At 70.3% G+C, this 25,697-nt stretch carries 27 protein-coding genes and 2 pseudogenes; 10 read left to right on the top strand and 19 right to left on the bottom strand.

Going from position 1 to position 25,697, the window contains the following annotated elements:
* Window positions 1–66: 66 nt before the first annotated feature.
* Window positions 67–717, top strand: a complete 651-nt coding sequence (locus ACSMXR_RS11190; RefSeq protein ID WP_030077705.1) for a mycothiol-dependent nitroreductase Rv2466c family protein — start codon at window positions 67–69, stop codon at window positions 715–717.
* A 106-nt stretch (window positions 718–823) separates the two neighbouring features.
* A complete protein-coding gene (locus tag ACSMXR_RS11185) occupies window positions 824–1,171 on the top strand; it encodes a VOC family protein (RefSeq protein ID WP_137233021.1) in 348 nt (115 codons plus the stop codon).
* A gap of 46 nt (window positions 1,172–1,217) precedes the next feature.
* Here ACSMXR_RS11185 and ACSMXR_RS11180 read toward each other — a convergent pair whose 3' ends face one another.
* The gene (locus tag ACSMXR_RS11180; RefSeq protein WP_137233022.1) at window positions 1,218–2,666 is read right to left on the bottom strand and encodes an NCS2 family permease; all 1,449 of its coding nucleotides are present in this window, start codon (window positions 2,664–2,666) and stop codon (window positions 1,218–1,220) included.
* A 337-nt stretch (window positions 2,667–3,003) separates the two neighbouring features.
* Between ACSMXR_RS11180 and ACSMXR_RS11175 the strand changes: the two genes are divergently transcribed.
* Window positions 3,004–3,651, top strand: a complete 648-nt coding sequence (locus ACSMXR_RS11175; protein ID WP_381795758.1) for a helix-turn-helix domain-containing protein — start codon at window positions 3,004–3,006, stop codon at window positions 3,649–3,651.
* Between the two features lie 27 nt (window positions 3,652–3,678).
* Here ACSMXR_RS11175 and ACSMXR_RS11170 read toward each other — a convergent pair whose 3' ends face one another.
* The 6 genes from ACSMXR_RS11170 to ACSMXR_RS11145 all read right to left on the bottom strand — a co-directional run bounded on the left by ACSMXR_RS11170 (window position 3,679) and on the right by ACSMXR_RS11145 (window position 7,855).
* Window positions 3,679–4,302, bottom strand: coding sequence for an SMI1/KNR4 family protein (locus tag ACSMXR_RS11170; RefSeq protein WP_381795761.1), 624 nt, complete (start codon window positions 4,300–4,302; stop codon window positions 3,679–3,681).
* Window positions 4,303–4,348: 46 nt separating this feature from the next.
* Window positions 4,349–4,786: a hypothetical protein gene (locus tag ACSMXR_RS11165; protein ID WP_364883913.1), complete on the bottom strand. Its 438-nt coding sequence runs from the start codon at window positions 4,784–4,786 to the stop codon at window positions 4,349–4,351.
* A gap of 78 nt (window positions 4,787–4,864) precedes the next feature.
* Window positions 4,865–6,013, bottom strand: a complete 1,149-nt coding sequence (tgmC, locus tag ACSMXR_RS11160) for an ATP-grasp peptide maturase system methyltransferase (protein WP_473171764.1) — start codon at window positions 6,011–6,013, stop codon at window positions 4,865–4,867.
* Window positions 6,010–6,975, bottom strand: a complete 966-nt coding sequence (gene tgmB / locus ACSMXR_RS11155; RefSeq protein ID WP_473171763.1) for an ATP-grasp ribosomal peptide maturase — start codon at window positions 6,973–6,975, stop codon at window positions 6,010–6,012. Before tgmB ends, tgmC begins: the two co-directional genes overlap by 4 nt.
* Window positions 6,975–7,208 (bottom strand): putative ATP-grasp-modified RiPP, encoded by a 234-nt coding sequence (gene tgmA, locus ACSMXR_RS11150; RefSeq protein ID WP_473171762.1) that lies wholly within the window; start codon window positions 7,206–7,208, stop codon window positions 6,975–6,977. Before tgmA ends, tgmB begins: the two co-directional genes overlap by 1 nt.
* Window positions 7,209–7,501: 293 nt before the next feature.
* Window positions 7,502–7,855 (bottom strand): ATP-binding protein, encoded by a 354-nt coding sequence (locus ACSMXR_RS11145; protein WP_364883901.1) that lies wholly within the window; start codon window positions 7,853–7,855, stop codon window positions 7,502–7,504.
* Between the two features lie 254 nt (window positions 7,856–8,109).
* On the opposite strand from ACSMXR_RS11145, the gene ACSMXR_RS11140 reads away from it, so the two are divergent.
* From ACSMXR_RS11140 to ACSMXR_RS11130, 3 genes are read left to right on the top strand one after another with little or no spacing between them, the layout of a single operon-like run.
* Window positions 8,110–8,991: a helix-turn-helix domain-containing protein gene (locus ACSMXR_RS11140; protein ID WP_473171761.1), complete on the top strand. Its 882-nt coding sequence runs from the start codon at window positions 8,110–8,112 to the stop codon at window positions 8,989–8,991.
* Window positions 8,988–9,197 (top strand): DUF397 domain-containing protein, encoded by a 210-nt coding sequence (locus tag ACSMXR_RS11135; protein WP_473171760.1) that lies wholly within the window; start codon window positions 8,988–8,990, stop codon window positions 9,195–9,197. The genes ACSMXR_RS11140 and ACSMXR_RS11135 overlap by 4 nt, the downstream gene beginning before the upstream one ends.
* A 34-nt stretch (window positions 9,198–9,231) precedes the next feature.
* Window positions 9,232–9,438, top strand: a complete 207-nt coding sequence (locus ACSMXR_RS11130) for a DUF397 domain-containing protein (RefSeq protein ID WP_473171759.1) — start codon at window positions 9,232–9,234, stop codon at window positions 9,436–9,438.
* A gap of 40 nt (window positions 9,439–9,478) precedes the next feature.
* On the opposite strand, the gene ACSMXR_RS11125 is transcribed toward ACSMXR_RS11130, so the two are convergent.
* Together ACSMXR_RS11125 and ACSMXR_RS11120 are read right to left on the bottom strand one after the other, a co-directional pair.
* Window positions 9,479–10,384, bottom strand: a complete 906-nt coding sequence (locus ACSMXR_RS11125; RefSeq protein WP_473171758.1) for a MerR family transcriptional regulator — start codon at window positions 10,382–10,384, stop codon at window positions 9,479–9,481.
* 97 nt (window positions 10,385–10,481) lie between these two features.
* Entirely contained in the window at window positions 10,482–11,462 is a 981-nt protein-coding gene (locus ACSMXR_RS11120) for a GNAT family N-acetyltransferase (protein ID WP_473171757.1), read from the bottom strand.
* Window positions 11,463–11,526: 64 nt separating this feature from the next.
* On the opposite strand from ACSMXR_RS11120, the pseudogene ACSMXR_RS11115 reads away from it, so the two are divergent.
* Both ACSMXR_RS11115 and ACSMXR_RS11110 read left to right on the top strand, forming a co-directional pair.
* A pseudogene (locus ACSMXR_RS11115) lies at window positions 11,527–11,892 on the top strand (GNAT family N-acetyltransferase); the annotation flags it as partial.
* Between the two features lie 124 nt (window positions 11,893–12,016).
* Window positions 12,017–12,634 carry a hypothetical protein gene (locus ACSMXR_RS11110; protein WP_473171756.1) on the top strand — a complete coding sequence of 206 codons (618 nt, stop codon included), beginning with the start codon at window positions 12,017–12,019 and terminating at the stop codon, window positions 12,632–12,634.
* 12 nt (window positions 12,635–12,646) lie between these two features.
* Here ACSMXR_RS11110 and ACSMXR_RS11105 read toward each other — a convergent pair whose 3' ends face one another.
* The 5 genes from ACSMXR_RS11105 to ACSMXR_RS11085 form a co-directional block, all read right to left on the bottom strand.
* Window positions 12,647–13,168, bottom strand: coding sequence for a hypothetical protein (locus ACSMXR_RS11105; protein ID WP_381795771.1), 522 nt, complete (start codon window positions 13,166–13,168; stop codon window positions 12,647–12,649).
* Window positions 13,169–13,198: 30 nt separating this feature from the next.
* A complete protein-coding gene (locus tag ACSMXR_RS11100; RefSeq protein ID WP_473171755.1) occupies window positions 13,199–13,861 on the bottom strand; it encodes a CatB-related O-acetyltransferase in 663 nt (220 codons plus the stop codon).
* 72 nt (window positions 13,862–13,933) lie between these two features.
* Window positions 13,934–14,713, bottom strand: a complete 780-nt coding sequence (locus ACSMXR_RS11095) for a DUF2071 domain-containing protein (protein WP_473171754.1) — start codon at window positions 14,711–14,713, stop codon at window positions 13,934–13,936.
* Complete coding sequence (locus ACSMXR_RS11090; protein ID WP_044370784.1) at window positions 14,710–15,054, bottom strand: metalloregulator ArsR/SmtB family transcription factor; 345 nt, start codon at window positions 15,052–15,054, stop codon at window positions 14,710–14,712. Before ACSMXR_RS11090 ends, ACSMXR_RS11095 begins: the two co-directional genes overlap by 4 nt.
* A gap of 170 nt (window positions 15,055–15,224) precedes the next feature.
* Entirely contained in the window at window positions 15,225–15,866 is a 642-nt protein-coding gene (locus ACSMXR_RS11085; protein WP_073216666.1) for a superoxide dismutase, read from the bottom strand.
* Between the two features lie 191 nt (window positions 15,867–16,057).
* On the opposite strand from ACSMXR_RS11085, the gene tkt reads away from it, so the two are divergent.
* Window positions 16,058–18,316: a transketolase gene (gene tkt / locus ACSMXR_RS11080; RefSeq protein ID WP_473171753.1), complete on the top strand. Its 2,259-nt coding sequence runs from the start codon at window positions 16,058–16,060 to the stop codon at window positions 18,314–18,316.
* 106 nt (window positions 18,317–18,422) lie between these two features.
* Here tkt and ACSMXR_RS11075 read toward each other — a convergent pair whose 3' ends face one another.
* The 3 genes from ACSMXR_RS11075 to ACSMXR_RS11065 all read right to left on the bottom strand — a co-directional run bounded on the left by ACSMXR_RS11075 (window position 18,423) and on the right by ACSMXR_RS11065 (window position 22,752).
* Complete coding sequence (locus ACSMXR_RS11075) at window positions 18,423–19,502, bottom strand: glycerophosphodiester phosphodiesterase family protein (RefSeq protein ID WP_473171752.1); 1,080 nt, start codon at window positions 19,500–19,502, stop codon at window positions 18,423–18,425.
* Between the two features lie 228 nt (window positions 19,503–19,730).
* The gene (locus tag ACSMXR_RS11070) at window positions 19,731–21,176 is read right to left on the bottom strand and encodes an amino acid permease (protein WP_473171751.1); all 1,446 of its coding nucleotides are present in this window, start codon (window positions 21,174–21,176) and stop codon (window positions 19,731–19,733) included.
* Between the two features lie 121 nt (window positions 21,177–21,297).
* Window positions 21,298–22,752, bottom strand: a complete 1,455-nt coding sequence (locus ACSMXR_RS11065; protein WP_473171750.1) for an amino acid permease — start codon at window positions 22,750–22,752, stop codon at window positions 21,298–21,300.
* A 284-nt stretch (window positions 22,753–23,036) separates the two neighbouring features.
* Between ACSMXR_RS11065 and ACSMXR_RS11060 the strand changes: the two genes are divergently transcribed.
* Entirely contained in the window at window positions 23,037–23,630 is a 594-nt protein-coding gene (locus ACSMXR_RS11060) for a biotin transporter BioY (RefSeq protein ID WP_473171749.1), read from the top strand.
* Between the two features lie 7 nt (window positions 23,631–23,637).
* Here ACSMXR_RS11060 and ACSMXR_RS11055 read toward each other — a convergent pair.
* Window positions 23,638–23,972 (bottom strand): annotated as a pseudogene (locus ACSMXR_RS11055) (FAD-binding protein); the annotation flags it as partial.
* Between the two features lie 118 nt (window positions 23,973–24,090).
* Window positions 24,091–25,524: an amino acid permease gene (locus ACSMXR_RS11050; RefSeq protein ID WP_137233033.1), complete on the bottom strand. Its 1,434-nt coding sequence runs from the start codon at window positions 25,522–25,524 to the stop codon at window positions 24,091–24,093.
* Window positions 25,525–25,697 lie beyond the last annotated feature (173 nt).

The following is a 25,697-nucleotide window of genomic DNA, read 5'->3' as shown; positions in this document are numbered from 1 at the left end:
CTCCTGAGACGTTCTCGCCCGAAGGTGGCACACGCCCTTCTGTGGAACAGCCCTCTGAGGAGAGACATGTCCGAGAACACCCCGGCCAACGGCAAGACCCCGGTCGACTTCTGGTTCGACCCGCTCTGCCCCTGGGCGTGGATGACCTCGCGCTGGATGCTGGAAGTGGAGAAGGTCCGCGACGTCGAGGTCCGCTGGCACGTGATGAGCCTCGCCGTCCTGAACGAGGACAAGCTGGACGAACTGCCGGAGGAGTACCGCGACCTCCTGGAGAACAAGGCCTGGGGCCCGGTCCGGGTCGTCGTCGCCGCCCGGCAGCTGCACGGCGACGAGGTCGTCGGCCCCCTCTACACCGCGCTCGGCACCCGCTTCCACAACAACGGCGAGGGCCCCACCCGCGAGGCCGTGGCCGCCGCGCTGAAGGACGTGGGCCTGCCCGAGGACCTCGTGGAGTACGCCGACAAGGACACGTACGACACCGAGCTGCGCGCCTCCCACAAGGAGGGCATCGACAAGGTCGGCCAGGAGGTCGGCACCCCGGTCATCGCGGTCCCCGGCGCGGACGGCGAGCAGGTCGCCTTCTTCGGCCCGGTCGTCACCCCCGCGCCCAAGGGCGAGGAGGCGGCGAAGCTGTGGGACGGCACGCTGCTGGTCGCCTCGATCCCGGGCTTCTACGAGATCAAGCGGACGCGCACCCAGGGCCCGATCTTCGACTGACGCGGGCAACCCCACGGGCTGGAGGCCGCGCCGGTCCGAGGGCGCCCGGGACCCCGGCGGGCCGGGTTCCCGGGCGTTGTCAGTGGTGGCTCGTACGGTGGGGAGCATGCGAATCTCACCGGAGATGATCACGATCGACTGCGCCGACCCGCAGGCCCTGGCCGCCTGGTGGGCCGAGGCGCTCGGCGTCGAAGAGGTCCAGGACTACGACGCGTTCGTCGTCCTCGCGGCCACCCCGCTGGTGCTCGGCTTCCAGCGGGTGCCCGAGCCCAAGCCCGGCAAGAACCGGGTGCATGTCGACTTCACCTCGCCCGACCGCCCGGCGGACGTGGAGCGGCTGGCGAAGCTGGGCGCGACCGTGGTCGGCGAGCAGTCGATGCAGGGGATGTCCTGGACCGTCCTCAAGGACCCGGAGGGCAACGAGTTCTGCCTCGCCGACGCGGGCAGCCACTGAAACGGGGAGCGGTGGACCCTGGGGCCCACCGCTCCCCGGAATCGCCCTACTTGATGCCGAGCACCTGCTCCAGCGGGTCGATGAGGAAGTAGACGAGGAAGAGCACCGCGGTGCCCCACAGCAGCCAGTGGACCTCGCGGGCCTTGCCCAGGCACGCCTTGATGACCACATAGGCGACGAACCCGGCGCCGATGCCGTTGGTGATGGAGTAGGTGAACGGCATGACGACGATGGTGAGGAAGGCCGGGATGGCGACCTCGTAGCGGTCCCAGTCGATGTGCTTGACCTGGGTCATCATCAGGAACCCGACCACGACGAGGGCCGGCGCCGCCGCCTGCATCGGCACGATCGTCAGGACGGGCGTGAGGAAGAGGGCGAGGGCGAACAGCCCGCCGGTGATCATGTTGGCGAAGCCGGTACGGGCTCCCTCACCGACACCCGCGGCGGACTCGATGTAGGTGGTGGCCGACGACGAGGACATGGCGCCACCGGCGACGGCGGCGGCGCCGTCGATGAGCAGGACGCGGCCGAGACCGGGCACCTGGCCCCGCTCGTCGAGGAGGCCGGCCTCCGCCGTGACGCCCACGACGGTGCCCATCGTGTCGAAGAAGTCGGACAGGATGAGGGTGAAGATGAGCAGGACGACGGTCAGAACGCTGACCTGACCGAACGAGCCGAACAGATCGAAGTGCCACAGCAGCCCGAAGTCGGGCGCGGCGACGGGGCTGCTGGGAATCGACGGCGAGGTCAGGCCCCAGGCCTTGATGTCGGCGATCTCGTTGATGACGATGGCGACGGCGGTCATCAGCACGATGCTGATCAGGATCGCGCCCTTCACCTTCCGGGTCATCAGGACGATCGTCAGGAGCACACCGAGGCAGAAGACGAGCATCGGCCAGCCGGTGAGCGTGCCGGTGCCGAGCTGGACGGGCACGGTGGAGTTCGCGGCGTCGGGGATACGGGTGACGAAGCCGGCGTCCACGAAGCCGATGAAGGCGATGAACAGACCGATGCCGACGCTGATCGCCTGCTTGAGGGGTTGCGGGATGGCGTGCATGATCGCCTCGCGCAGCCCGGTCATCACCAGTACGCAGATCAACAGGCCTTCGAGCACGATGAGCCCCATCGCGTCTTCCCAGCTCATCAACGGAGCGATCTGGAAAGCGACGACGGCGTTGATGCCCAGACCCGCGGCCAGGGCCAGCGGCAGATTGCCGCCCACACCCATGATGAGCGTCATCACCGCGGCGACCAGGGCGGTGGCGGTGACCAACTGCACGTTGTCCAGCTGCTCGCCGTACTTGTCCTCGGCCCCGCCGAGGATGATCGGGTTGAGCACGAGGATGTATGCCATCGTGAAGAACGTGGCGAATCCGCCGCGTATCTCCCTGATGTAGGTCGAACCGCGTTCGCTTATGCGGAAGAACCGGTCGACGGCGCCCTCTGATCCGGCGGGCTTGGCGTCGGGCGGCGGGCTGGTCGTGCTGGAGTGCATGGCTGAATCTCCTGGACCTGCGAATGATGAAGGGAAGAGATGGCGCCGGTGCTGCCCGACAAGAACGGCAGGCACTGTGCGAACGCACATCGCGGCACCTTGCGAGCGGATCATACGCGGCAGCGGCAGGAGCGCAACTACCCGCGTAGAGCGCGCAGTTGGTACCTTTTCGGCCCTGTGGCTTCCTACGGAATCGGTGGCGACCTTTTCCGTCAAACCGGCAGGCAGCCGACAGTGGGCATGGAAGTGTCGGTGACAGCTCCCCTACGCTCCGTATGTGCACCCACCACTCCCCTTCAATGCGCGGGCAGCCCGCGCCTTGCGCGAGAAACTAGGGATGGCGCCCGGTCATGTCGCCTACGGCATGCGCGCGTCCTTCGGCACCACCCATGTCAGCCCCGAGCACGTGATCGCGTGGGAACGCGGGACCCATGTGCCGGACGCGACCGAACTCACCGCTCTCGCAGCCGCGTTGTGGTGTCAGCCCAGTGAGCTCATGGGGCGACCGCGCACCCTGCTCGAACACCGCATCGCGCGCGGCATCTCGGCCGAGGAGGTCGCCCGCGCCACCGGCCTCTCCCACGGCGCGTACCTCGCCATGGAGGAAGCCGGTCTGTGGGACGGCGACAAACGGCAGTCCGTCCGGCTGGGCGAGGTTCTCGCCCTGCCCCCACGTGACTTCATCGCCATCACCAGGCTGGAGGAGGAGCTGGCCCGCCTCCTCCACGAGGCGGTCTCCACCCGCTGGCAGGCGCACATCCGCGCCATCGCCAAGCTCATCTCCATGGACCGCCGCGACCTGAAGGCCCCGTTGGCCGCCATGCAACAGGACTACCAGGCCCTCATGACGGCCACCTTGAGCCGGGCGGGCGGCACCACCGCGTCGGGCGAGGACGGCCGCCGCTACGTCGAGAACATCGTCGACCACTTCTGGTCCCGGCTGCCGGGCTCCACGGAGCATCCGTCGTCCTCGCATCACTCCTGATGCGGGCGTGAAGCCCGACGTACCGGCTCAGTCCATGTCCTCCCGCATGTCCTCGTACCCGTCGTGGAACAACGCGGAGAAGTCGGGGTACTCCTCCGGGACGCCGTACTTCGGCGGGAACGCGTACGCGGCCCACTCCCCGTCCGGTCCGACGTCGGTCGGATCGAGCAGCCAGAAGTCCTCTCCGTGGGCGATCTCGATGGACCGGCGGAAGAGCTCCACGATGTCCTCGTTGTCGGGTATCGAGTCGTAGACGTCGACCACGCGCCCGCCGTCCTCGCTGTCCCGCATCCACACGACGCGGTCGCACGAATACACCTCGTCCACCCAGCCATCAAGGCGCGTCCACCCGTTGCTCGCCAGGAAGAATCCCCGCAGGCTCGGCGGGAACCGCACCCCGAGACGCTCCTCGGCCGCCACCAGCGCTTCCTCCCGAGCCGGAGCCTCACCCAGCCACAGCCCGACCCGCCCCCCTCGCTCCAGGACCTCGATCTGATCGTCGTCCAGATCGGCCAGCTCTTCACCGTCACCGCGAACGACCGCGTACAGCTCGCCGTATCGCTCCAGAAAGACCCGCCACTCCTCCGGCGTGGTCAGAACTGCCGCAACTTCATTCTCTTCAGGCTCAGTTGACTCGCTCATGCCGATCATGGTCGCAGGTGGGTATGACAACGCCCACGGCCGCCGACCGGCGGCATCACGAGTTGTCCTCCTCGGCTGTGAGCCGCCTTACCTCACTGTGGACGTGCTGGCTGATGAGGTCGCCGAGCGGGTCGGTCACGGAGAAGGAGTGCGGCCCGGGGTGGTGGTCGAAGTACGCGCACGGGGTGACGGTGCGGGTGGCCAGGTCGCGGAGGAGAGCGGGGCACAGGGGAAGAGTGCCGAACCGGTAGACGCGGTGGGCGCCGGCCCCGGTCCAGAGGAACCACAGGTCCCGGTCGTCGCCATCGGGGACATCGGCGGCCCAGAGATGGGCGGCATGCTCAGCGGCTTCGTCGTGCTCGCCCAACTCGCAGAGCAGAAAGTCGTCCTGGCCCAGAACATCGGGCGGGTGTCGAGGGCCGCCCTCCATGTCGGCGAGCGCGAGGAGCGCTTCGAAGAACGGTACGTCGGTGACGGCGGTGCATTGGAGCACGGGGCAGGTCTCTTCCGTTCGCTTTCGTTCTCATCCTCGGGGTGCCGTGGGCGGGCCCCGGTTTCGCACCGGCGGATCTCAGACCGGCAGATCCCACCCCGTACCGTCATCGGAGCCGATCCACACCCGCTGCCGGTCGGCCGTGACCGTGATGCCGAAGCCCTCCTGGTGTGGCTCGCCCGCTCCCTGCCAGAGCCGGATCGCGGTCTCGACCCGGTCCCACAGGCGTACCGGACCACGCTGGACGACCGTCCACCCGCCATCGGGCCCGGGTGCCGTCCGCGCCTGCGAACCGGTGGAGACGTCCCAGAGAATCTGCTCCGGCCCCACACCCATCCGTTCCGCCGCAGGCGCGGCGAGCTGGGCGACCCAGCCACCGGTCCACGTACCGACCACCGCCGGGTCGATCCGGCTCGGCCGTTCCGCCCCGGGCAGCAGGGGCAGAGCCGGGCGAGGCGGCCGGTCGTGCGGGCGCGCGAGCATGAAGCTGGTGTACCCGGGCAGGAGCCGCCCCGTCGTGGTCCCGGGGCCGGTCACGGTGAGGAGCGCAAGGCCGGACGCGTAGCTCCAGCCGGAGAGGGTGACCAGGATCTTCCCGCCCGGCTTCACCTGGTGCAGCCAGGCCATGGGGATGTACCGGACCGAGCACGTGGCGATCAGACGGTCGTACGCGCTCGGGCCCGCGTCCGGGTCTCCCCGCAGGCCGTCCCCGATGACCAGGCGCGGCGCGTACCCGGCCGACGTGAGGGCGGCAGCCGCGGCTCGGCCGACCACCGGGTCGTACTCGATACTGGTCAGCCGCTCGTCGCCGAGACGATGCGCACCGAGAGCGGTCGAGTAGCCGGTTCCGGTGCCGACCTCCAACACCCTCTGCCCGGCTTCCACTTCGAGCTGCTGCCACATGCGGAGCACCAGGGACGGCAGGGTCGACGACGAGGTCGGATCGCCCGTGACGCTGCCGTCCGTCACATCACCGGGCCGGACGCGGCCGTCGAGCTGGGTGATGAGCGTCCGGTCGGTGTAGACGCCCTCCAGCCACCCGTCCTCGCCCTGGTGAACAGGCCGGAAAGCGGTAGGGGCGCTGTTGGCGACCTCTGTGAAGTAGGAGCCCAGGAACAGCTCGCGGGGAACCGCCTCGGCGGCATCGCGCCATCCGGGGTCGGTGAGCGTCCCGTCCTCGGCGAGTGCGTTCGCGAGGGCGGTACGCAGGTGAGCGGAAGCGGTCATCCTTCGGATCCTTTCTCCAGCTGGTCGGCGAGGGCGTGGGCGATGCCGTCGGTGACGTCGGGCGGCTGCCATGCCCACTGCCCGTTGGGGTTGCATTCGAGGAAGTACCAGTTCCCGTCACGGGTTACGGCGAAGTCGAACGCTCCGTACACCAGACGGAAGTGGGCGAGGTAGGCGTTGACGGACCTCCTCACCGCGTCGGGCACATCCACGGGTGCACACCGCATGAGGCCCTGCCGTCGCCGCCAGTCCAGATCCGGGCTGTCGATCCGCACCCCGGACAACCACGGGCCGACAGCGGTCACCCGCACGTCGAACGCCTTGTGCACCCGGGCCTGGAAGAGGTGAGGGCAGACCGCCACCGCATCGGTGATCTCCCGCTCACGTACAGCGCGCACCCATACACTCCGGGGTCGGCCGTCGACGCGGTAGGACGTGTTCCACACGGGCTTGTAGACGACTCCGCCGCGGTGCTGGGAGATGAACTCCCTTGCTTCCTGCGCGACATGAGTGATCAGCGTGTCGGGCACGAGGAACCCGGACCGCTGCGCCGCCGCGAGCTGAGCGGGTTTGTATTCGGCCGCACGGTTCTTCCAGGGGTGGTTGACGTAGTGCGCGTCTGGAAGAGACGCGAGGACGCCCCCGGTTCCCCAGAAGGACTGCTCGGCGGCGAACCGGCGGTCGTGCTCGTCCAGCCCGCGGGGCCCCTCGTACGGCGACGGCCTGCGGACCCAGACCGACCGCACCCGGGTGAGATCGAGATCCCGGCTGGGCGTGCGCAGGACGCCCTGTTGAACACCCGTGCCGTACGTGGCGGACAGTGAGGCCCCTGCGCGCAGGTCGGTACCGGGGTCCAAGCGCACCACGGGCACGCGCCGCGCGGCGAGGACACGCAGCACGACGTCCGTGGTCACGTCGTGGACGTTGGTCAGCACCAGCACCGACCCGCGTCGGTCGTCCATCAGCCGGACTGGTCCTGGTCGTAGGACTCGGTGCTGTCGGAGTCGGTCGCGCCACCCGGTGCCGCACCGTCGCCCGGCGTGGTGTGGGTCGGCGTCAGCCCGCTGGTACTGGTGCCGTGGCCGCCCATTTCGACCGTGCGGCCGCTCTCGTCGAGGATCACGGCGATCTGCGTCCCGGGGTCGAGTACGGGGGTGAACCGCGGGACGGCGACGGTGTCCTCGTACGGTCCCATCCGGCCTGTGCCCCAGGGTGCGGGCGTGCAGGTGCTCAGTGCTTACCTCCGTGTGCTGGTGATGGTTGGTGCTCTCCGGCGGGCTGGCGTCTGTCACCCGGTTCGTCAGGGCGGCGACCTCAGCCGCCGTACCAGCGCATCCACTTCGGCCGACCGCCAACGGCCCCGCTGCGCGATCGCCGCGTCCAACCCTGGGTAGTACCGGGCGCGGTAGGCGGGGTCGGCCTCGATGCGGACCCGTTCGGCGAAGGGTGAGGGCGGGCTTGGTGCCGGCCGACGGCGCAGGGGTGCCTTCATGGCAGCCGGGTCCGGATGGGCAGGTGGGCCCAGACGGTCTTTCCGGGGTGGCGCGGCCGTACGCCCCACCGCTCGGCGAGCGCGTCGACGATGAGGAGGCCTCGGCCGGACGTCTCGTCGTCGGTGGGCTTGCGCAGCTCCGGCATAAGCCACTGGTAGGAGTCGGCGACTTCCAGGATCAGCACGCCGTTCCGACGACGTAACCCCAACTCGAAGTAGTCGCCGGTGCCTTTGGCGTGGCTGATGACGTTGGTGGCCAACTCGCTGGTGATCAGCGCCGCGTCGTCGACGAGTTCGCCGAGCTTCCAGTCGAGCAGGACTGTTGTGACGTACCGCCGAGCGGCGGACACGGAGTCCCTGCGGACTCGGAACCTCTTGCTGTCTGTGCGCCCGGACATACGTCCCCCAAGGTCGTGGGCAGGCGGAACCAAGATCACCTGGCGTGCTGGAGTCAGCACTCGGTGTGACGTAATCCACGCTAGGTGTGCGGTCAGACGCAAAGTAAGTGATTCTGTGATGCAAGCTTGCATTCACTCGTCCGTGGCAACTCGCTAGCGAGAGCGAACAGTTGCCAGGCAGACTGGCTGGAGGGAGAGGGGAATCTATGCCCGCAGGTGGGAAGCCCACAGTGCGTAGCCGGAGGCTGGGCGCAGCACTCAAGCGGCTGCGGCTGAACGTGGGTCTTGACCAGGAACACGCAGCCGAGGCGGTGGCATGTTCCACGGCGAAGATCAGCCGAATCGAGTCGGGCACGGTGAGCGCACGCGTCGGTGATGTGCGAGTGCTGCTTGATCTGTACGAGGTGGAGGACGTTGCCGAACGTCAGCTACTGGAGAAGCTGGCACGGGACAGCAACAAGCGTGGCTGGTGGATGGATTTCGATGCCGGGCAGCCCGTGCGGGAGATTCTGGGCGACTTTCTGTCCCTGGAGTCCGACGCCACGTACATCCGTACCTGGCAGCCGGTTCTCATCCCGGGCCTACTGCAGACCCCCGAGTACACACGGGCGTTGACCGACGCCAGCCCGGATGTGATCAGCGAAGATGCGGCCGACATGGTTGTCAAGGTCAGGCAGGAGAGGCGTCGCGTCTTCGAGGAGACAGGCGCACGGTTCGCTGCCGTGATCTGGGAGCCGGCGATCACCAGCCCGATGCCGTCGCCCGCTGTTCACCGGGCCCAGCTCGCGCACCTCAACAGGATGGCCAAGCAGCCCAACATGACGATTCAGGTGCTGCCGCACACCGAATGGGCTGCCGCACGGGTGTCGCCCGCGTTCGTCGGACTCTCGTACGCCAAGGAGACATCGCCCGAAGTGATCGTTGTCGATGCGGTCGCCAACTGCATCATCCTCGAAGAGCGGGACGTCATGGCCAGTTACATCCATGCGTTTGACACACTCAGGTCGGCTGCGCTCACACGAACCGAGAGCATGGCCTTCATCGAGAAAGTCGCGAGCAGCATCACCGCCGGGAACGAGGAACCGTGAGCAGACAGGGCATCGTGTCTTCCTTCGAGAAGTCGTCGTACTCCTCGGGAGGGCAGGGGACCGAGTGTGTCGAGGTCGCCCACACCGCCGATGGCGGCCGTGCTGTCCGTGACAGCAAGGACCCGGCTGCCGGGCTTCAGTTCTTCGGCCCCGCGCACTGGGCCGCGTTCATCGACGGCGTGAAGGCGGGCACCTTCGGCGGCTGATCGGCCCAGCGAAACCTCAGTGAAGGAGACAACGGTGAAACACCCGCGGGTCGTCACGGAGTTCAAGAAGTCCAGCGCCTCACAAGGTGGACAACAGGAGTGTGTCGAGGTCGCCCACACCGCCGATGGCGGCCGTGCTGTCCGTGACAGCAAGGACCCGGCTGCCGGGCTTCAGTTCTTCGGCCCCGCGCACTGGGCTGCGTTCATCGACGGCGTGAAGGCCGGCACCTTCGGCGGCTGACGGCTCGGGCCGGTCCGTGCGAGCGGACCCGGTCCGTGGTTCAGGAGGCCGGTGGCTCGTGGGCGGCGAGTTCTGCGGCCAGTTCCATGCAGCGCAGGCGGGCCGGGGAGAAGTCGTAGGGCATCCTGCCGATGGCTTCGTATGCGCTCATGGACGCGTGCCGCCCGCCGGAGCCCTGGCCGGCCTCGGGTTCGTCCTCATCGGCGGCAGCGGGGTGCAGCGCGTCCCAGGCGTCGAAGAGCGCGTCGTCGTCCTCCGCCAGGCCGGAGTCCTCGATGACGGCGTCCAGCGCCTCTTCGAAGGCGTGCCGTTCGGCGGCCACCTGGGCCACGCGGGGGTCGTCGACGGCGACCGTGTCGTCGAGTGCTTCCTCGGCGGCATCGACGCGGTCGGACTCCTCCCGCAGATCCGGGTGGGTGGCCAGGGCGATGAAGCGGGAGGCCTGCACGGCCGCGCCGAGCGGGCCGAAGATCCGCTCGGTGACCAGCAGGCTGTCCAGGTCCGCCCGGCGCAACGAGCCCTCGGGCAGGCTCTTGAGGCGGCCGGTGACGAAGTCGGATAGCAGGCCCGCCCTGCTGCCTTCCGTGCGCATGCGCCGCACGGCGGTTCGCTGGCGTCGCAGTTCCGCTTCCTGGGCGACGAGGGCTTCCTCCAGCCGTTCCAGGATGCCCGCGATGCCGTCGTCGCTGTCGGCACCGGTGGAAGCCGGGGCGGCGAAGGCGTCACGGATGTCGTCCAGGGCGATCCCGGCGTCGGCCGTCCTGCGGATCCACAGGAGCCGGATCATGTCCTCGTACCCGTAGCGGCGGCGGTCGTCGCTGCCTCGCTCGGGCTCGGGGAGCAGGCCGATCTCGTGGTAGTGACGGATCGCCCGCGGTGTGGTGCCGACGAATGCCGCTGCGTCACCGATCTTGACCCGGCGCGGCGGGACGAAGGACACATGCATGAGAAGGGCCTTTCTCGGTGGGGCGGGGCAGGAGACCACCGGACCACATACCGCTGCGGAAGGTGCAACTCCCGGCACGCCGCCCCGGGCGTCCCCGTCAGCCGCCGATCGGCTTCCGGTAGCGGACGTACTCGTTCCGACGTCGGAACCCCACGCTCTCGTAGAGATCGTAGGAGCGGTGCGGATTCGCGGTCCCGGTGTACAACCGGGCTGTCTCCGCGCCGTGTTCACGGAGACAGCGCAACCCGTCCAGCAGCAGAGCCCGCCCGAGGCCAAGACGCCTCGACTCCGCCCGGACACTCAACTCCTCCACCTCGCCCGCCGTGGGGTCCTGCCGGCGGATCGAGCACAGGGCCACGCCGCCCAGGTGCTCCCCGACCCAAGCGGCCCGCCAGCAGGTCGGGTCGGCCGTGGCGAGGAAGCTCTCGTACGTCCACGTCCCGGTGAAGGCGGCATCCGCGTACGAATCGACGACCGCCTTCCAGGCCGCCCGATAGCTGCTTCGATCGACGGCGCCCACGCGTATGCCGGGAGGCAACGGCCTGCTGTCGGGGAGCGTCCGGAGATCGGTCAGCTCCAGCTCCACCAGGCTGAAGACGCGCCGGTAGCCGGATGCGAGGAGCAGTGCGGTCGCGTCGTGTTCGCAGGCCGTGGCGTTCGCACCAAGCACGGCCGTCCCCGCCGTTCCGTGCTGCCGTACGAGCCGGCGGATGCGGTCCTCCGCCCAGGCGAGCATGGTCGAACCGACGCCCCGGCCGCGGTGTTGGGGCAGCAGGTGGCCACGGTGCAGGTACAGCCACGTCCCGTCCCGCTCCTCCCACCACCTGACCGTCACGTAGCCGACGACGCCACCGTCGTACTCCACCAGGACCTGGTTTTCGGACGGGTCGTCCGACGCGGCGCACGATGCGGCGATCTCGGCCGCGGTCGGGACTCCTTCCACGACGGAGCGGGCGTCGACCCGGTCCCGACCCGCACAGCCCAGCCGCACGGCGGCCATCGCACCGTGGTCTTCGCCGCCGCGACAGGGCCGGAACGCGTAGCCGCCCACACCGAGCCCTTCCGCCACGCCGGACACGCGGCTTCACCGGTCAGCGAGCGTACGCCGTACTGATCAGGCGGAAGAACGCGTTTTCCGGGGCATGACCGGCTTCATGTGCGGGCCGGTTGGGGTCGGCGGCATGCCTGCCGAGCCCTCCCTCGTCCTCATCCTGCGACCCGCGACCCGTGCCGACCTGCCCGCGGTGCTCGCTCTGCTCGCCGATGAGGAGCGGGTGGTGGACCCGGCGGACGTCACGGTCACTCAGGCGTACGAGCACGCCTTCGCGGCGATCGACGCGGACCCGCGCAACGAGATGCTGGTTCTCGTCGAGGACGCCGACGAGCGCGGTGGCGGGACGGTTGTCGGGTGCCTGCAGGCCACGTACATCCCCGGGCTCGGCCAGGGCGGCGCGGAGAGGGCCCTGATCGAGGCCGTCCGGATTTGTGCGGACCGGCGGGGCGGCGGGCTGGGCCGGATCCTGATGGAGCGGGCGATCGCGCGGGCCCGCCCGCCGTGCTTCCCCCGGGCGGCGGAGGCGGATCATCACGCGGCAGGACGTGCCGGGCCGGGCGGTACGCGAGATTCGGGGCATGACGACGACGGACCCCGCCCCGCCCGAACCCAGCCCGGAACCCCGCCGCCCGCCACCGGTGCGGCCACCGGTTCCACCGGTCCCGGTCCGCCCGCCGCTGCCGCCCGCCCCGCGCTGGGCGGTCCGCGCCGCCCAGGTCGCGGCCTGGTCGACCGTCCCGTCCGGGCTGTGGCGCGTCGCGCTCGTGCTCGGGGTGCCGGTCGGGGTGATGGAGCGTGCGGAGTTCCTCGCCGCGTTCCCGGACGACTCCGTGCTGATCGGCCTGGCGTACGTGCTGCTGATCGGTGCGGTCGCCGAGGCCGCCTCGTACCTCACGCTCGGACTGGTGCGGCCCTGGGGCGACGTGGCGCCGCGCTGGATTCCGCTGGTCGGAGGGCGTCCGGTCAACGGCGGGCTCGCGGTGCTCGCCGCCTCGCTGGGCGCCCTCACGGTCACCGTTCTGTGGTGGGTCTTCTTCTTCGGCGGGCTGCTGACCGCCCCCAGCCCGGACCCCGGCATCTCGGCCGGTGAAGTCCTCTTCGTCGCCGCCTACGCCCCTCTTCTGCTGTGGGGCCCGCTGCTGGCGGCGGTGACCTGGTCGTACCACCGGCGGGACCGGGCCCGCCCGCGGCCGTGACCGGACGCCGCTTCAGTCGTCGGCCGCGACGAGCAGGGTCAACCGCCCCGCCGACCGGTCGATGAGCACGAACTCGTGGAAGTCGCTGTGCACACCGCCCCAGTCGTGCACCGCCTCACCGTCGAGCTCGCTCAGGTAGTAGATGCGTTCGGCGGCGGCCAGCCGGTCGTACACCTCCCGCCGCAGATCCGTCGCCAGATCGCCGGGCACGTCCTCGAACTGGTTCGCCCACTCCCGCAGGATGAGGTCGCTCTCCTCCCGGCCGACGGCTCCGTACGCGTCGGGGGTCACCGCCTCCACCCAGTACGGGCCGTGCCGGAGCCCGTCCGGCAGCACTCCGCCGCCGGCGTAGTCGTCCCGGAACTGCTCATGCCCGATGAGCGCGGCGAGCAGCTCCGTATCGCCGGCCGGTTCCGCCGCGAAACGCAGCCGCTTGACGTCGACCCATCGGAAGGCGGCCGACCTCGCATCCTGGAACCTGTAGTTCCGGAAGTTGATGAAGGTGTCGCCCTCGTGGCTGAGCTCGTTCGGCACGCCTGTCAGCCTAGACAGCGGCGCGCCGTGTCACACCTCCGGCGCCGCCGCCTCCAGCTCCGCCACCGTGCCCGACATCACCGTACGGATGTGGCGCGTCAGGTGCTCCGCCGGCCAGTCCCACCAGGCCACCGCCAGCAGGCGCGCGATGTCCGCCTCCTCGTACCGGGTACGGATCAGGCGCGCCGGGTTGCCGCCGACGATGCCGTAGTCCGGGATGTCCGAGACGACCACCGACCGCGAGCTGACGATCGCGCCGTGCCCGATGCGGACGCCCGGCATGATCACCGCCTCGTAGCCGATCCAGACGTCGTTGCCGATCACGGTGTCGCCCCGGTTGGGGAGGCCCGTGAGCAGGTCGAAGTGGTCGGCCCAGGAGCCGCCGAGGGTCGGGAACGGGAAGGTGGACGGGCCGTCCATCCGGTGGTTGGAGCCGTTCATGATGAACCGCACCCCGGTGCCCAGCGCGCAGAACTTCCCGATCACCAGGCGCTCCGGGCCGTAGTGGTAGAGCACGTTCCGGGTCTCGAACTCCGTGGCGTGCTCGGGGTCGTCGTAGTACGAGTAGTCGCCGACCTCCACCAGCGGCGAGGTGACCAGCGGCTTCAGCTGCACCACGCGCGGCTGGCCGGGCATCGGGTGCAGGACGGTCGGGTCCGCAGGGACGGGCGCGGGGGAGGGGGCAGAACTCATGACGCCATCGTGGCACCCGCGTCCGCCGGTCCGCCGGTATTTTCCACCCCGGCCCTCGGCCCCCTGACCGCCCTACGCAGCCGCAGCCGCAGGTCCCGATCCAGACGCAGGCCCCGGCCCCGCCCCGCACCCCAGCCGGAACGGCTCCCCCTGCGACCAGTCCGCCGCCACGCCCCGCATCACCAGCGCGCTGTCCAGCACCGCGCTGCCCGGCGGGAAACGGTCCAGGTCCTCGAAGAACGAGGAGCGTACGGTACGGGGCCGGCCCGCCGTCACCTTCCAGGCGTCCGTGGACAGTTCGAGGACGTCCAGGTGCGTGCCCGCGGCGTTGGGGGAGAGGCCCCGGCTGCCGAGGCGGAAGAACTCCGACGCCTCCGCCAGGTCCGCGAACAGCCCGCTGCCGTGCAGTTCCGCGGCCGGCTCCACGGTCGCGTCGACCTCCACCTCGCCGTCCCGGGTCGCGAAGGCCACCCGTACGGCGTCGGCCTCCTCCCGCACCGTGAAGTCCGCGCGGCCGTGCTCGCCCGGGTAGATCCGGCCGCCCGCGAAGGCGTTGAGGCGGGAGGCGGTGTCGCGGCGCGGGATGTAGACGCCCCGCTCGACGCCGTCCGGCCCGTCCCACTCGACGGAGATCCGGTGCGCCGCGTTCTCGCTGGTCAGCCCGGTCGCGGCCGGGGCCCAGCCAGGGCGGACGCCGCCGATCCGGAGCAGGCAGATGCCGGCCACCGCCTGGCCGCGCACCAGTTGGGGGCGCAGCGGCGCGGGCAGCAGGGCCGCCGCGATGTACGGGTCGACCCGGTAGTTCACCAGGAGGCGGCGTTCGATGACGCTGGAGAGCCGGGACCTGATCATGAGGCGTCGCCTTCCGGCGCGGAGCGCCACTTGGTGTTGCGGAGCACGATCTGCTCGGGGCAGACCGTGCTGAGGAAGCGGCCCACGCACAGGGCGAGCCGTTCCTCGGCGAGCGAGTAGAGGATGCGGTTGGCGTCCCGGCGCTCGGTGACGAGCCCGGCGCCCTTGAGGACGCCCAGATGGCGCGAGATGGACGGGGCGCTGATCGAGAACCGGCTCGCGATCTCCCCGGCGGCCAGCTCGCCGTCCCGCAGATCCTCCAGGATCTGACGGCGGGTGGGGTCGGCGAGCGCGCGGAAGGCGCTCGCCTCTTCGTCGGCCGGAAGAGCGCGTGATTCCATGTGTGCATGTTTAGCACATGAGCTAAACAGCTAAACAGTCGCCATGGAAGAGCCCCCGCGAGTCACGTCCTCGCGGGGGCTCTTCTTTCATCCGCCTGCCGTGGTGAAGGTTGAGAAGACGATCACGAGGCAGGACGTCTGTGGTGCGCCGACGTCACGTCGCAGTCGGGTCAGGGGGCGAGCAGCAGTACGTCCGCGCGCTCCTTGGCCGCGGCGTAACGCTTCGCCACGTCCTGCCAGTTGACGACCTGCCACATCGCCTCGATGAAGTCCACCTTCTGGTTCTTGTACTGAAGGTAGAAGGCGTGCTCCCAGGCGTCGAAGACCAGGATCGGGACCGAGCCCTGGCCGACGTTGCCCTGGTGGTCGTAGACCTGCTCGACGATCAGCTTGCCGCTCACGGGCTCGTACGCGAGCACGCCCCAGCCGGAACCCTGGGTGGTGGCGGCGGCCTTCGTCAGCTGGGACTTGAAGCCCGCGTAGGAGCCGAAGGACTCGGTGATCGCGTCGGCGAGGTCGCCCACGCCGTCCGCCGCGAGGGGCTCGCCGCCGCCGTCGCCGGTCATGTTGTGCCAGTAGATCGAGTGCAGGATGTGGCCGGAGAGGTGGAACGCGAGGTTCTTCTGAAGGCCGTTGATCGCGCCCCAGGCCTCCTTGTCGCGGGCCTCTTCCAGCTGCTCCAGGGTGTCGTTCGCGCCCTTGACGTATGCGGCGTGGTGCTTGTCGTGGTGCAGCTCGATGATCTGCGGATTGATGACCGGTTCGAGCGCCGCGTAGTCGTACGGGAGTTCCGGGAGCGTGTACGTGGCCATGATGCGAGCCCTCCGACTGCTGGGAATGCCGTCCAGTTGTTATTGCAATCTATGTGCAGAAGCAGGCTAACAGCAGGAGCGTTCCGAAGTGATCAGCCCTTCGGCCTAGGACCTGAGAGGCCACTCCTCCTCCGTTTTGTCCCGAAGAAGTGATTTGCTCCTTCGACGGCCCCACCGATCAGGAGGACTCGATGGCACCCACCGAAGCGCCGAACGGCCCGACCGGCCCGAACGATGCCGAAGGCGGTCGCGATGCCCGTGGCCGCGATCCGCGACTCGCCCCGCCCCTCGCGGACGCGGCCGGCTGGGGGCCGCTCGACGTCCGCGCCGTCGACACCGTGCGGGCGCTGGCGGCCGACGCCGTGCAGAAGGCGGGCCACGGCCACCCGGGCACCGCGATGAGCCTGGCCCCGCTGGCGTATCTGCTGTTCCAGCAGGTGATGCGGCACGACCCGGCCGACGACCGGTGGCTCGGCCGGGACCGCTTCGTGCTCTCCTGCGGCCACTCCAGCCTCACCCTCTACATCCAGCTCTATCTGAGCGGGTACGGGATGGAGCTGGACGATCTGAAGGCGCTGCGCACCTGGGGCTCCACCACCCCCGGCCACCCCGAGTACCGCCACACCCGGGGCGTCGAGATCACCACCGGGCCGCTCGGGCAGGGGCTCGCCTCCGCCGTCGGCATGGCCATGGCGGGCCGCCGCGAACGCGGCCTCCTCGACCCCGACGCGCCCGCCGGCACCAGCCCCTTCGACCACCATGTGTACGTCGTCGCCTCCGACGGCGACCTGATGGAGGGCGTGACGTCCGAGGCCAGTTCGCTGGCGGGACATCAGGAGCTCGGGAACCTGATCGTCTTCTACGACTCCAACCACATCTCCATCGAGGACGACACCGACATCTCCTTCAGCGAGGACGTCGCCGCCCGCTACGCCGCGTACGACTGGCACGTCCAGACGGTCGACTTCACCCGGACCGGCGACTACGTCGAGGACGTCGATGCCCTGCTCGCCGCCGTCGAGGCCGCGAAGAGCGAGCACGGCCGGCCCTCCCTGATCGTCCTGCGCACGATCATCGGCTGGCCCGCGCCCACCAAGCAGAACACCGGCAAGGCCCACGGCTCCGCGCTCGGCGACGACGAGGTCGCCGCCACCAAGAAGCTGCTCGGCTTCGACCCGGACGCCGACTTCACCGTCGAGGACGACGTACTGGAGCACGCCCGCGCGGTCGTCGAGCGCGGGGCCGCGGCCCACCGCGCCTGGGAGCCCCGCTACCAGGTGTGGCGCGCCGCCCACCCCGAGCGCGCCGCACTCCTCGACCGGCTGCGGGAACAGCGGCTTCCGGAGGGCTGGACCGACAGCCTGCCCGTCTTCGACGCCGACCCCAAGGGCATCGCCACCCGCAAGGCCTCCGGCGATGTGCTCACCGCGCTGGCCCCCGTGCTGCCCGAACTGTGGGGCGGCTCCGCCGACCTCGCGGGGAGCAACAACACCACCATGGAGGGCGAGCCGTCCTTCGTACCGGAGCGCAAGCAGACCGGCGAGTTCCCCGGCGACCCCTACGGCCGCACGCTCCACTTCGGCATCCGCGAGCACGCCATGGGCGCGATCCTCAACGGCATCGCGCTCCAGAGCCTCACCCGGCCCTACGGCGGTACGTTCCTGATCTTCAGCGACTACATGCGCCCGGCCGTCCGCCTCGCCGCTCTGATGAAGCTGCCGGTCGCCTACGTCTGGACCCATGACTCCATCGGTCTCGGCGAGGACGGCCCCACCCACCAGCCCGTCGAGCAACTGGCCGCACTCCGCGCGATTCCCGGCCTCGACGTCGTACGGCCCGCCGACGCGAACGAGACCTCCGTCTGCTGGCGCACCGTCCTGGAACACCACGACCGGCCCGCCGGCCTCGCCCTGACCCGGCAGCCGCTGCCCGTCCTGGAACGCGGCGAGGGCGACGGCGCGTACGCCTCCGCCGAAGGGGCCGCCCGGGGCGGCTACGTGCTCGCCGACAGTCGCGGCGGGACGCCCGACGTCATCCTCGTCGGCACCGGCTCCGAGGTCCATATCGCCCTGGAGGCGCGGGAGTTGCTGGCCGCCGACGGGGTCGACGCGCGGGTGGTCTCGCTGCCCTGCCGCGAGTGGTTCGCCGAGCAGCCGTACGCCTACCAGGACGAGGTCCTGCCGCCCGCCGTCCGGGCCCGGGTGAGCGTCGAGGCGGCCGTCGCCCAGGGCTGGCGGGACGTGGTGGGCGACGCGGGCCGCATGGTGAGCCTGGAGCACTTCGGCGCGTCCGCCGCCTACGAGCGCCTGTACGAGGAGTTCGGCATCACGCCCCGCGCGGTCGCGGAGGCCGCGCGGGAGAGCATCCGCGCGGCGGCCGGTCCCGTCCGGCCCGGCGGGGAACGGCCCGGCTCGGCACCGGCCGAGGGCGGTACGGGGGACGTCGGCTAGCCCCCGACCGGGGGTGGCGCCGGCGACGTCGGCCGGGCCCCGACCGGCGACGGGCCACCCCTGCTGCGCCCGCGGCCAGACCCTGCCCGGCGACGGGCCACCCCCGCTACCCCCGCAGATCGTCCCTGGCCTGCACCGCGATGTCCGGGAAGTCCGTCACCACCGCGTCCACGCCCTGCCCGTAGTGGAAGGCGTACTCCGCGAACGCGTCACCGAAGGCGTTGGCGTCGGTGCCCCGGCGGTACGCGGCCGGGAGGTACTGGTTCTCCGCCCGGAAGGTGTACGCGCCGACCTTCAGGCCCGCCGCGTGGGCGTCCGCCAGCAGGGTGTTCGGCGGGACGACCGAGGACTTGTCCGGGCCGATCCACTCCGCGTACGAGGCGATCTCGCGGAGCCCGGCCGGGGTCATCATGTCCCGGTAGGTGAGCTCGTGCCCGTACGGGCCGCCGCTGGTGCCCAGCGCCTGCCACAGCGGGAGCCCGAGGCGCGCGGCGGCCACCCGGCGCAGGCTCGCGGGCTCGAAGGACTGGACGACGCAGTCCCGGGCGGTCAGCCGGTTGCGGCGGATCACCCGGATCAGCTCCTCCTCCAGCGGCAGCCCGATCGAGCGGAAGTACGTCGGGTGCTTCGTCTCCGGGAACACCGCGATCCGCCGGCCCGACTCCCGCGACAGCCGCCGGGCCAGGTCCACGACCTCTTGGAACGTCATCACCCGGCCCCGCCCGTCGAAGACCGTGTTGCGGTCGCGGACCAGCGGAAGCCGCTCCACCGTGCGCAGCGTCCGCAGCTCGCGCAGCGTGAAGTCCTCGGTGAACCAGCCGGTCACCGCCTTGCCGTCGACCGTCTTCGTGGTGCGGCGGTCCGCGAACTCCGGGCGGCCGGCCACGTCCGTCGTCCCGCCGATCTCGTTCTCGTGCCGCACGACCAGCACATGGTCCTTCGTCGGTACGAGGTCCGGCTCGATCCAGTCGGCCCCGGCCCGTACGGCATAGGTGTACGCGTCGGCGGTGTGCTCGGGCCGCCAGCCCGCCGCCCCGCGATGCCCGATGACCAGGGGCCAGGTGGGCCGCTGCGGGCGACGCTCGGCGGCGGCGGTGGAGGAGGCGGCAACGGCCGGGGCGGTGGCCGCCGCGGTGACGGCGGCGGTGGCCAGGAGGATCGAACGGCGCCTGGGGGCAACGGACATGACGGCTCCTCGTGTGGGTGGGAGCCACCACGGAAGCGAGGGCGGATGACGGCCCGGCGTACGGTGCCCGGCCCTGCGATGTCCTGTTGGCCACGGGTGCACGCGGCGCCGGAACCCCACACCGGAACGCCGGATGCCGAAACGCCGGGCTCCGCCCCGATCGTACGAGGAGGAGCCCGGCGTTCGTAGAGGCCGTGCGGGAACCGCTGCCGAACGGCCGAGCGGGAGCTACTTCCGCTGGGCCGGGATCTCGGCCGTACCGGCGTCGCCGCCCCGCCGCCGCTGCCGTACGAGGCCGATACCGATCAGCACCAGCGTCAGCGCTCCGGTGGCCAGCAGCTGGTCACGGGTGTCCGGCTGGCGCAGCATCAGCAGGAAGATGCCCACCATGGCCGCCAGGGCGACGATCGTGCCGACGGGGAAGAACCACATCCGCACGACCAGCTTCTCCGGAGCCTCGCGCTCCGTGCGGCCGCGCAGGATCAGCTGGGAGGCGGCGATGAAGATCCACACCACCAGGATCACCGCGCCGATCATGTTCAGCAGCCAGGGGAAGACGTCGTCCGGCCGCCAGTAGCTGAGCAGCACGCACAGGAACCCGAACACCGAGGAGAACAGCACGGCGTTGCGCGGCACCCCGGACGAGATCCGGCCGAGCACGGCCGGGCCCTGGCCCCGGGCGACCAGCGACCGGGCCATGCGGGACGCGCCGTAGATGTTGGCGTTCATCGCGGAGAGCAGCGCGATGAGGATGACCACGTTCATGATCTGCGCGGCGCTGCCGATGCCCAGGTGGTCGAGCATGGCGTAGAAGGGGCCGACCTCGGCGACCTTCGGGTCGTCCCAGGGCACCAGCGTGACGATGACCGCCATCGAGCCGATGTAGAAGACCGCGATGCGCCACATCGCCGTACGGACCGCCTTCGCGACGCCCTGCACCGGGTTCTCGGACTCGGCCGCCGCGATGGTGACGGTCTCCAGACCGCCGTACGCGAAGACGGAGGCGAGGAGTCCGATGATGAAGCCGTCCGTGCCCTTGGGCAGGAAGCCTCCGTCGCCCGTGAGGTTGGTGAGGCCGGGCGAGTCCGTGTCCGGCAGCACGCCGAGGATCGCCAGCAGGCCGAGCACCAGGAACAGCGTGATCGCGATGACCTTGAGCGCGGCGAACCAGAACTCGAACTCACCGAAGTTCTTCACGGCGGCCAGGTTGGTGCCCAGGAAGATCACCATGAACAGCGCGACCCAGGCCCACTCCGGTGTCCCCGGCAGCCAGCCGCTGACGATCTGCGCGGCCCCGATGCCCTCCAGGCCCACGGCCACGCAGAGCAGGAACCAGAAGGACCAGCCCGCGGTGAACCCGGCCCACGGGCCGATCGCCCGCTCGGCGTGCACGGAGAAGGAGCCGGACGCCGGATTGGCGGCCGACATCTCGCCGAGCATCCGCATCACCATCATGACGAGCAGCCCGGAGATGGCGTACGCGACGATGATCGAGGGTCCGGCGGCGGCGATCCCGGCGCCCGAGCCGACGAAGAGACCGGCGCCGATCACCCCGCCGAGGGCGATCATCGAGAGGTGGCGCTGCTTGAGGCCGTGGGTGAGCGCGGAGTCCGCCGAGGGCCCTGCGGGGGCCGCGGAGTCTGCGGTGGGGGGAGACGCGGAGGTCCGAGGCATGGACGAGCTCTGTTCGGTAGCTGAGACAAGGGGACGAGCCCACAGTCTGAGCATCCGTACCGCTCACACGGAATGGGTGTCCGCTATACGGTCACCAGGCTCACACAAGGTGCACACCCGCCTACCGGACGGTGGCGTTCGCCCTCCCCGACGACTCGTTCCGCCGCTCCTGCCGCTCCCGTCGCTGACGCCCCACCGCCACCAGCAGCACCAGCGCCGTCGCCCCGGCCGACCACAGCACCTGCGGCCGCGCCGCCTCGTCGGTCAGCATCAGCAGCAGCACCCCGAGCAGCCCGGCCAGCGTCACCCACGTCAGATACGGGAACCACCACATCCGCAGCGTGAGCGCCTCGGGGGCCTCCCGCTCCAGCCGGGCGCGCAGCCGCAGTTGGGAGGCGGCGATCAGCGCCCACACGAACAGCAGCACCGCGCCGACCGAGTTGAGCAGGTAGAGGAACACGGTGTCCGGCCACAGCAGATTGAGCAGGACGGAGACGAAGCCGAACGCCACCGACGCCAGCACCGCCCGTCGCGGCACACCGCCCTTCGCCCCGGCTCCGGGGGACGACACCTTCAGCAGTCCGCGCGGGGCCTCCCCGCGCTCCGCCAGCGAGAAGATCATGCGGGAGGAGCCGTACAGATTGGCGTTGAGCGCGGAGAGCAGCGCCACGAACACCACGATGTTCATGATCTGCCCGGCCGACGGCACCCCGATCGCGTCCAGCACCTTCACATACGGGCTCAGCCCGGCCTGCTGCGCGGTCCACGGCAGCACGGTCACGATCACCAGCATCGAGCCGACGTAGAAGAAGAGGATGCGCACCACCGCGCTGCGCACCGCCCGCCCCACCGCGCGCGCCGGGTCGTCCGTCTCGGCGGCGGCGATGGTGACGACCTCCAGGCCGCCGAAGGCGAACACCACGGTCAGCACACCGGAGACGACCCCGCTCCAGCCGTTCGGCAGGAAGCCCCCTTGCCCGGTCAGGTTGGTCATCCCCACCGGGTCCGTGTCCGGGAGCAGGCCGAAGACCGCCAACCCGCCGAGCACCAGGAAGACGACGATCGCGCCGACCTTCAAGGAGGCGAACCAGAACTCGAACTCGCCGAAGTTCTTCACCGCCGTCAGGTTCGCCGCGGTGAAGACCACCATGAACAGCAGCACCCACGCCCACGGTTCGACACCCGGCACCCAGCCATGGGCGATCTGAGCGGCCGCCGTCGCCTCCACGGCGAGCACCACCACCAGCAGGAACCAGTACAGCCAGCCGACGCTGAACCCCGCCCACCGCCCGAGCGCCCGCTCGGCGTGCACGGAGAACGAACCGGAGGCGGGCATCGCGGACGACATCTCGCCCAGCATCCGCATCACCAGCATCGCGAGCGCCCCCGCGATCAGATACGAGACGACGATCGCGGGCCCCGCCACCGCGATCCCGGCGCCCGAACCGACGAACAGCCCGGCCCCGATCACCCCGCCGAGCCCCAGCATCGTCAGATGGCGCTGCTTGAGCCCGTGCGCCAGCGGCTCGGCGGGCGGCGCGGGGGGCGCGGCAGGGGTGGGGGGAGCCTCGTGCATGGGTGCGGTTCACTCTCGGATCATTTATGGGGAACCTACAGTCTGCGGCCGCTGTCCCTCTCCCGCCAAAACGGACCCCACCCGCCCCACCTCCGTGACGAGCGTCACGCGGGAACGCGATTGCGCCGCAGTCTTTGTGTGAATTCCACCAACCCTTCAACCACCGCTTTGTGGGCGGCTGATGGTGATCGAGCGTTCACTCGTGGGCTAACGTCGGCGGAGCCCGACCCCACCCCGACCGCCGGGGGCCGCCCGGCCCACCTGCCCTCACCCGCGGAGTCCCGATGAGCACTGCTGCCGCCCCCGTCCGCTCCGGAGCGGTCCTCGCCGACCTGCTGCCCGCAGCCCGGCACCGTTACGCCGTGGACGCGGCCCTCGTCCTCAGCGGCGCCGCCCTGACCGGCATCGCGGCCCAGATCGCCGTCCCGGTCCCCGGCTCCCCGGTCCCGGTCACCGGCCAGACCTTCGCCGCGCTCCTCATCGGCACCGCGCTGGGCGCCCGCCGCGGCTTCCTCTCGCTCGCGCTGTACGCGCTCGTCGGCATGGCCGGCATGCCGTGGTTCGCCGAGGCCAGCTCGGGCTGGAGCATGCCGTCGCTCGGCTACGTCTTCGGCATGCTGCTGGCCGCCACCGTCGTCGGCGCCCTCGCCCGCCGCGGCGGCGACCGCTCGGTGCTGCGCACCGCCGGCACGATGGTGCTCGGCTCCGCGATCATCTACGCCATCGGCGTGCCCTACCTCGCGCTGTCCACCGGGATGTCGCTGAGCGCCGCCGTCGCGGCCGGCCTGACCCCGTTCCTGATCGGCGACGCCCTCAAGGCGGCGCTGGCCATGGGCGTCCTGCCGACCACCTGGAAGCTGCTGGGCCGGCGCGGCTGACCAGCCCTCAGCCCTCGTAAGGCCCTCCGAAGAGGCCCGCCGGATCGTACTGGGAGACCAGACCGGCGAGCCTCTTCGCCGTTTCCGGCTCATGGAAACCGGCCGTACGGTCCCCGCCGCCGAAGGAGAAGTGCAGCGCCCGCCCCAGCACCCGTGCCGTGGCCCCAGCACCCCGGACACCTCCCCGAGCATCAACCCCTCCCCGGGGTACGCGTGCGGGAACGGCGGGTGGTGGTGGATCGTGGGGCTCTCCGCGTACGGCATCTCCCGCAGCGAGTCCGCCAGGACGGGCCCGATCGCCCGCAGCGGGGCCACCAGCCGCGCGCGCTCCGCCGCGTCCCCGCCTGCGGATGCGCCTGCGGACTCGGAAACCAAGAGGGGAGGCTCTCCTTCGCTCGCGTGGTGGGCGGTGCGAAGAAGAGCCTCCCCGGGATACCTGACAGCCTCCGTCAGGTATGGATCACTTGGTGACCGCCTTGCGGCCGCGCATCTCCCGGAACAGCGAGATGCCCACCACCAGCGCCGCGACCAGCAACGACAGCACGACCTGCTCGCGCGCGGCGTCGTCGGTCAGCATGTAGACCAGGACGAAGGAGATCATCGCGATCGTCGCCCAGGTGAGATAGGGGAAGAGCCACATCCGGACGACCAGCTTGCCGGGGGTCTCGCGCAGGATGATCCCGCGCATCCGCAGCTGGGTGAAACAGATGACCAGCCACACGAAGAGCGCGACCGCGCCGGAGGAGTTCAGCAGGAACTGGAACACCGTGTCGGGCCACTGGTAGTTGAAGAACACCGCCACGAAGCCGAAGACGACCGAGGACAGGATCGCCGCCTGCGGCACACCGCGCCGGTTGACCTTGGCGAAGGACTTCGGCGCGTCACCCCGCTCGCCGAGCGAGAACGCCATCCGGGAGGCCGTGTACAGGCCGGAGTTGAGGCAGGACAGCACGGCCGTCAGCACGATGAAGTCCATGACGTTGCCGGCCTGCGGGATCCCGATCGAGTCGAGGGCGGCGACATAGCTGCCCTTCTCCAGGATCGACGGGTCGTTCCACGGCAGCAGGGTCAGCACCACGAAGATCGAGCCGAGGTAGAAGACGGCGATACGCCAGATCACGCTGTTGGTGGCCTTCGAGACGGCCCGCTGCGGGTCCGACGACTCACCGGCGGCCAGCGTCACGATCTCGCTGCCCATGAACGAGAAGACGACCATCAGCACACCGGTCAGGATCGCGCCCGGCCCTTCGGGGAAGAACCCGCCGGTGTCCGTCAGATGGGCCAGACCCGACCCGGGGTTGTCCGAACCGGGCAGCAGCCCGAAGACCGCGAGGAAGCCGACGACCACGAACGCGCCGATCGCCACGACCTTGATCCCGGCGAACCAGAACTCGAACTCGCCGTAACTGCCCACCGACACCAGGTTGGTGGCGGTCAGCACGACCATCACGATCAGTGCCCAGGCCCACTGCGGGACACCCGGGATCCAGCTCTCCAGGATCTTCGCGCCGGCCGTGGCCTCGACGGCGAGCACCACGACCCAGAAGAACCAGTAGAGCCAGCCGATGGAGAAACCGGCCCAACGGCCCAGCGCCTGGTCGGCGTAGGCGGAGAAGGAACCGGAGCTGGGCCGGGCGGCGGCCATCTCGCCGAGCATCCGCATCACGAGGACGACCATCAGGCCGACCATCGCGTACGACAGCAGAATCGCCGGGCCCGCGGCCGCGATGCCCGCGCTGGAACCCACGAAGAGTCCGGCGCCGATCACACCGCCGATCGCGATCATCGAGAGGTGGCGGTTCTTCAGGCCGGCCTGAAGCCCGCCCGACGAGTCCGGCCGGTCCGGCTCACCGGGATCCTGGCCCGGCTTCGCCAGCGTCGTCTGCGACGTCATTGGGGGGATTCCTTACGTTTTCGAGCATGAGGGTGTGCCCTGCTCCGCCATGGGTGGTGCCCGTGGGGTGAATGCGAAGACAAGGCCACGCATTCAAGCCCGATACAAGGCGGAAGGGGAACCCCCTCATTCGGATCGTTTGCCTGATCGTTGCCCGAGTGGCGTTCGCCACA

This window comes from Streptomyces sp. DSM 106670, from assembly GCF_055792845.1.
This window is presented reverse-complemented; position numbering and strand designations above follow the sequence as displayed.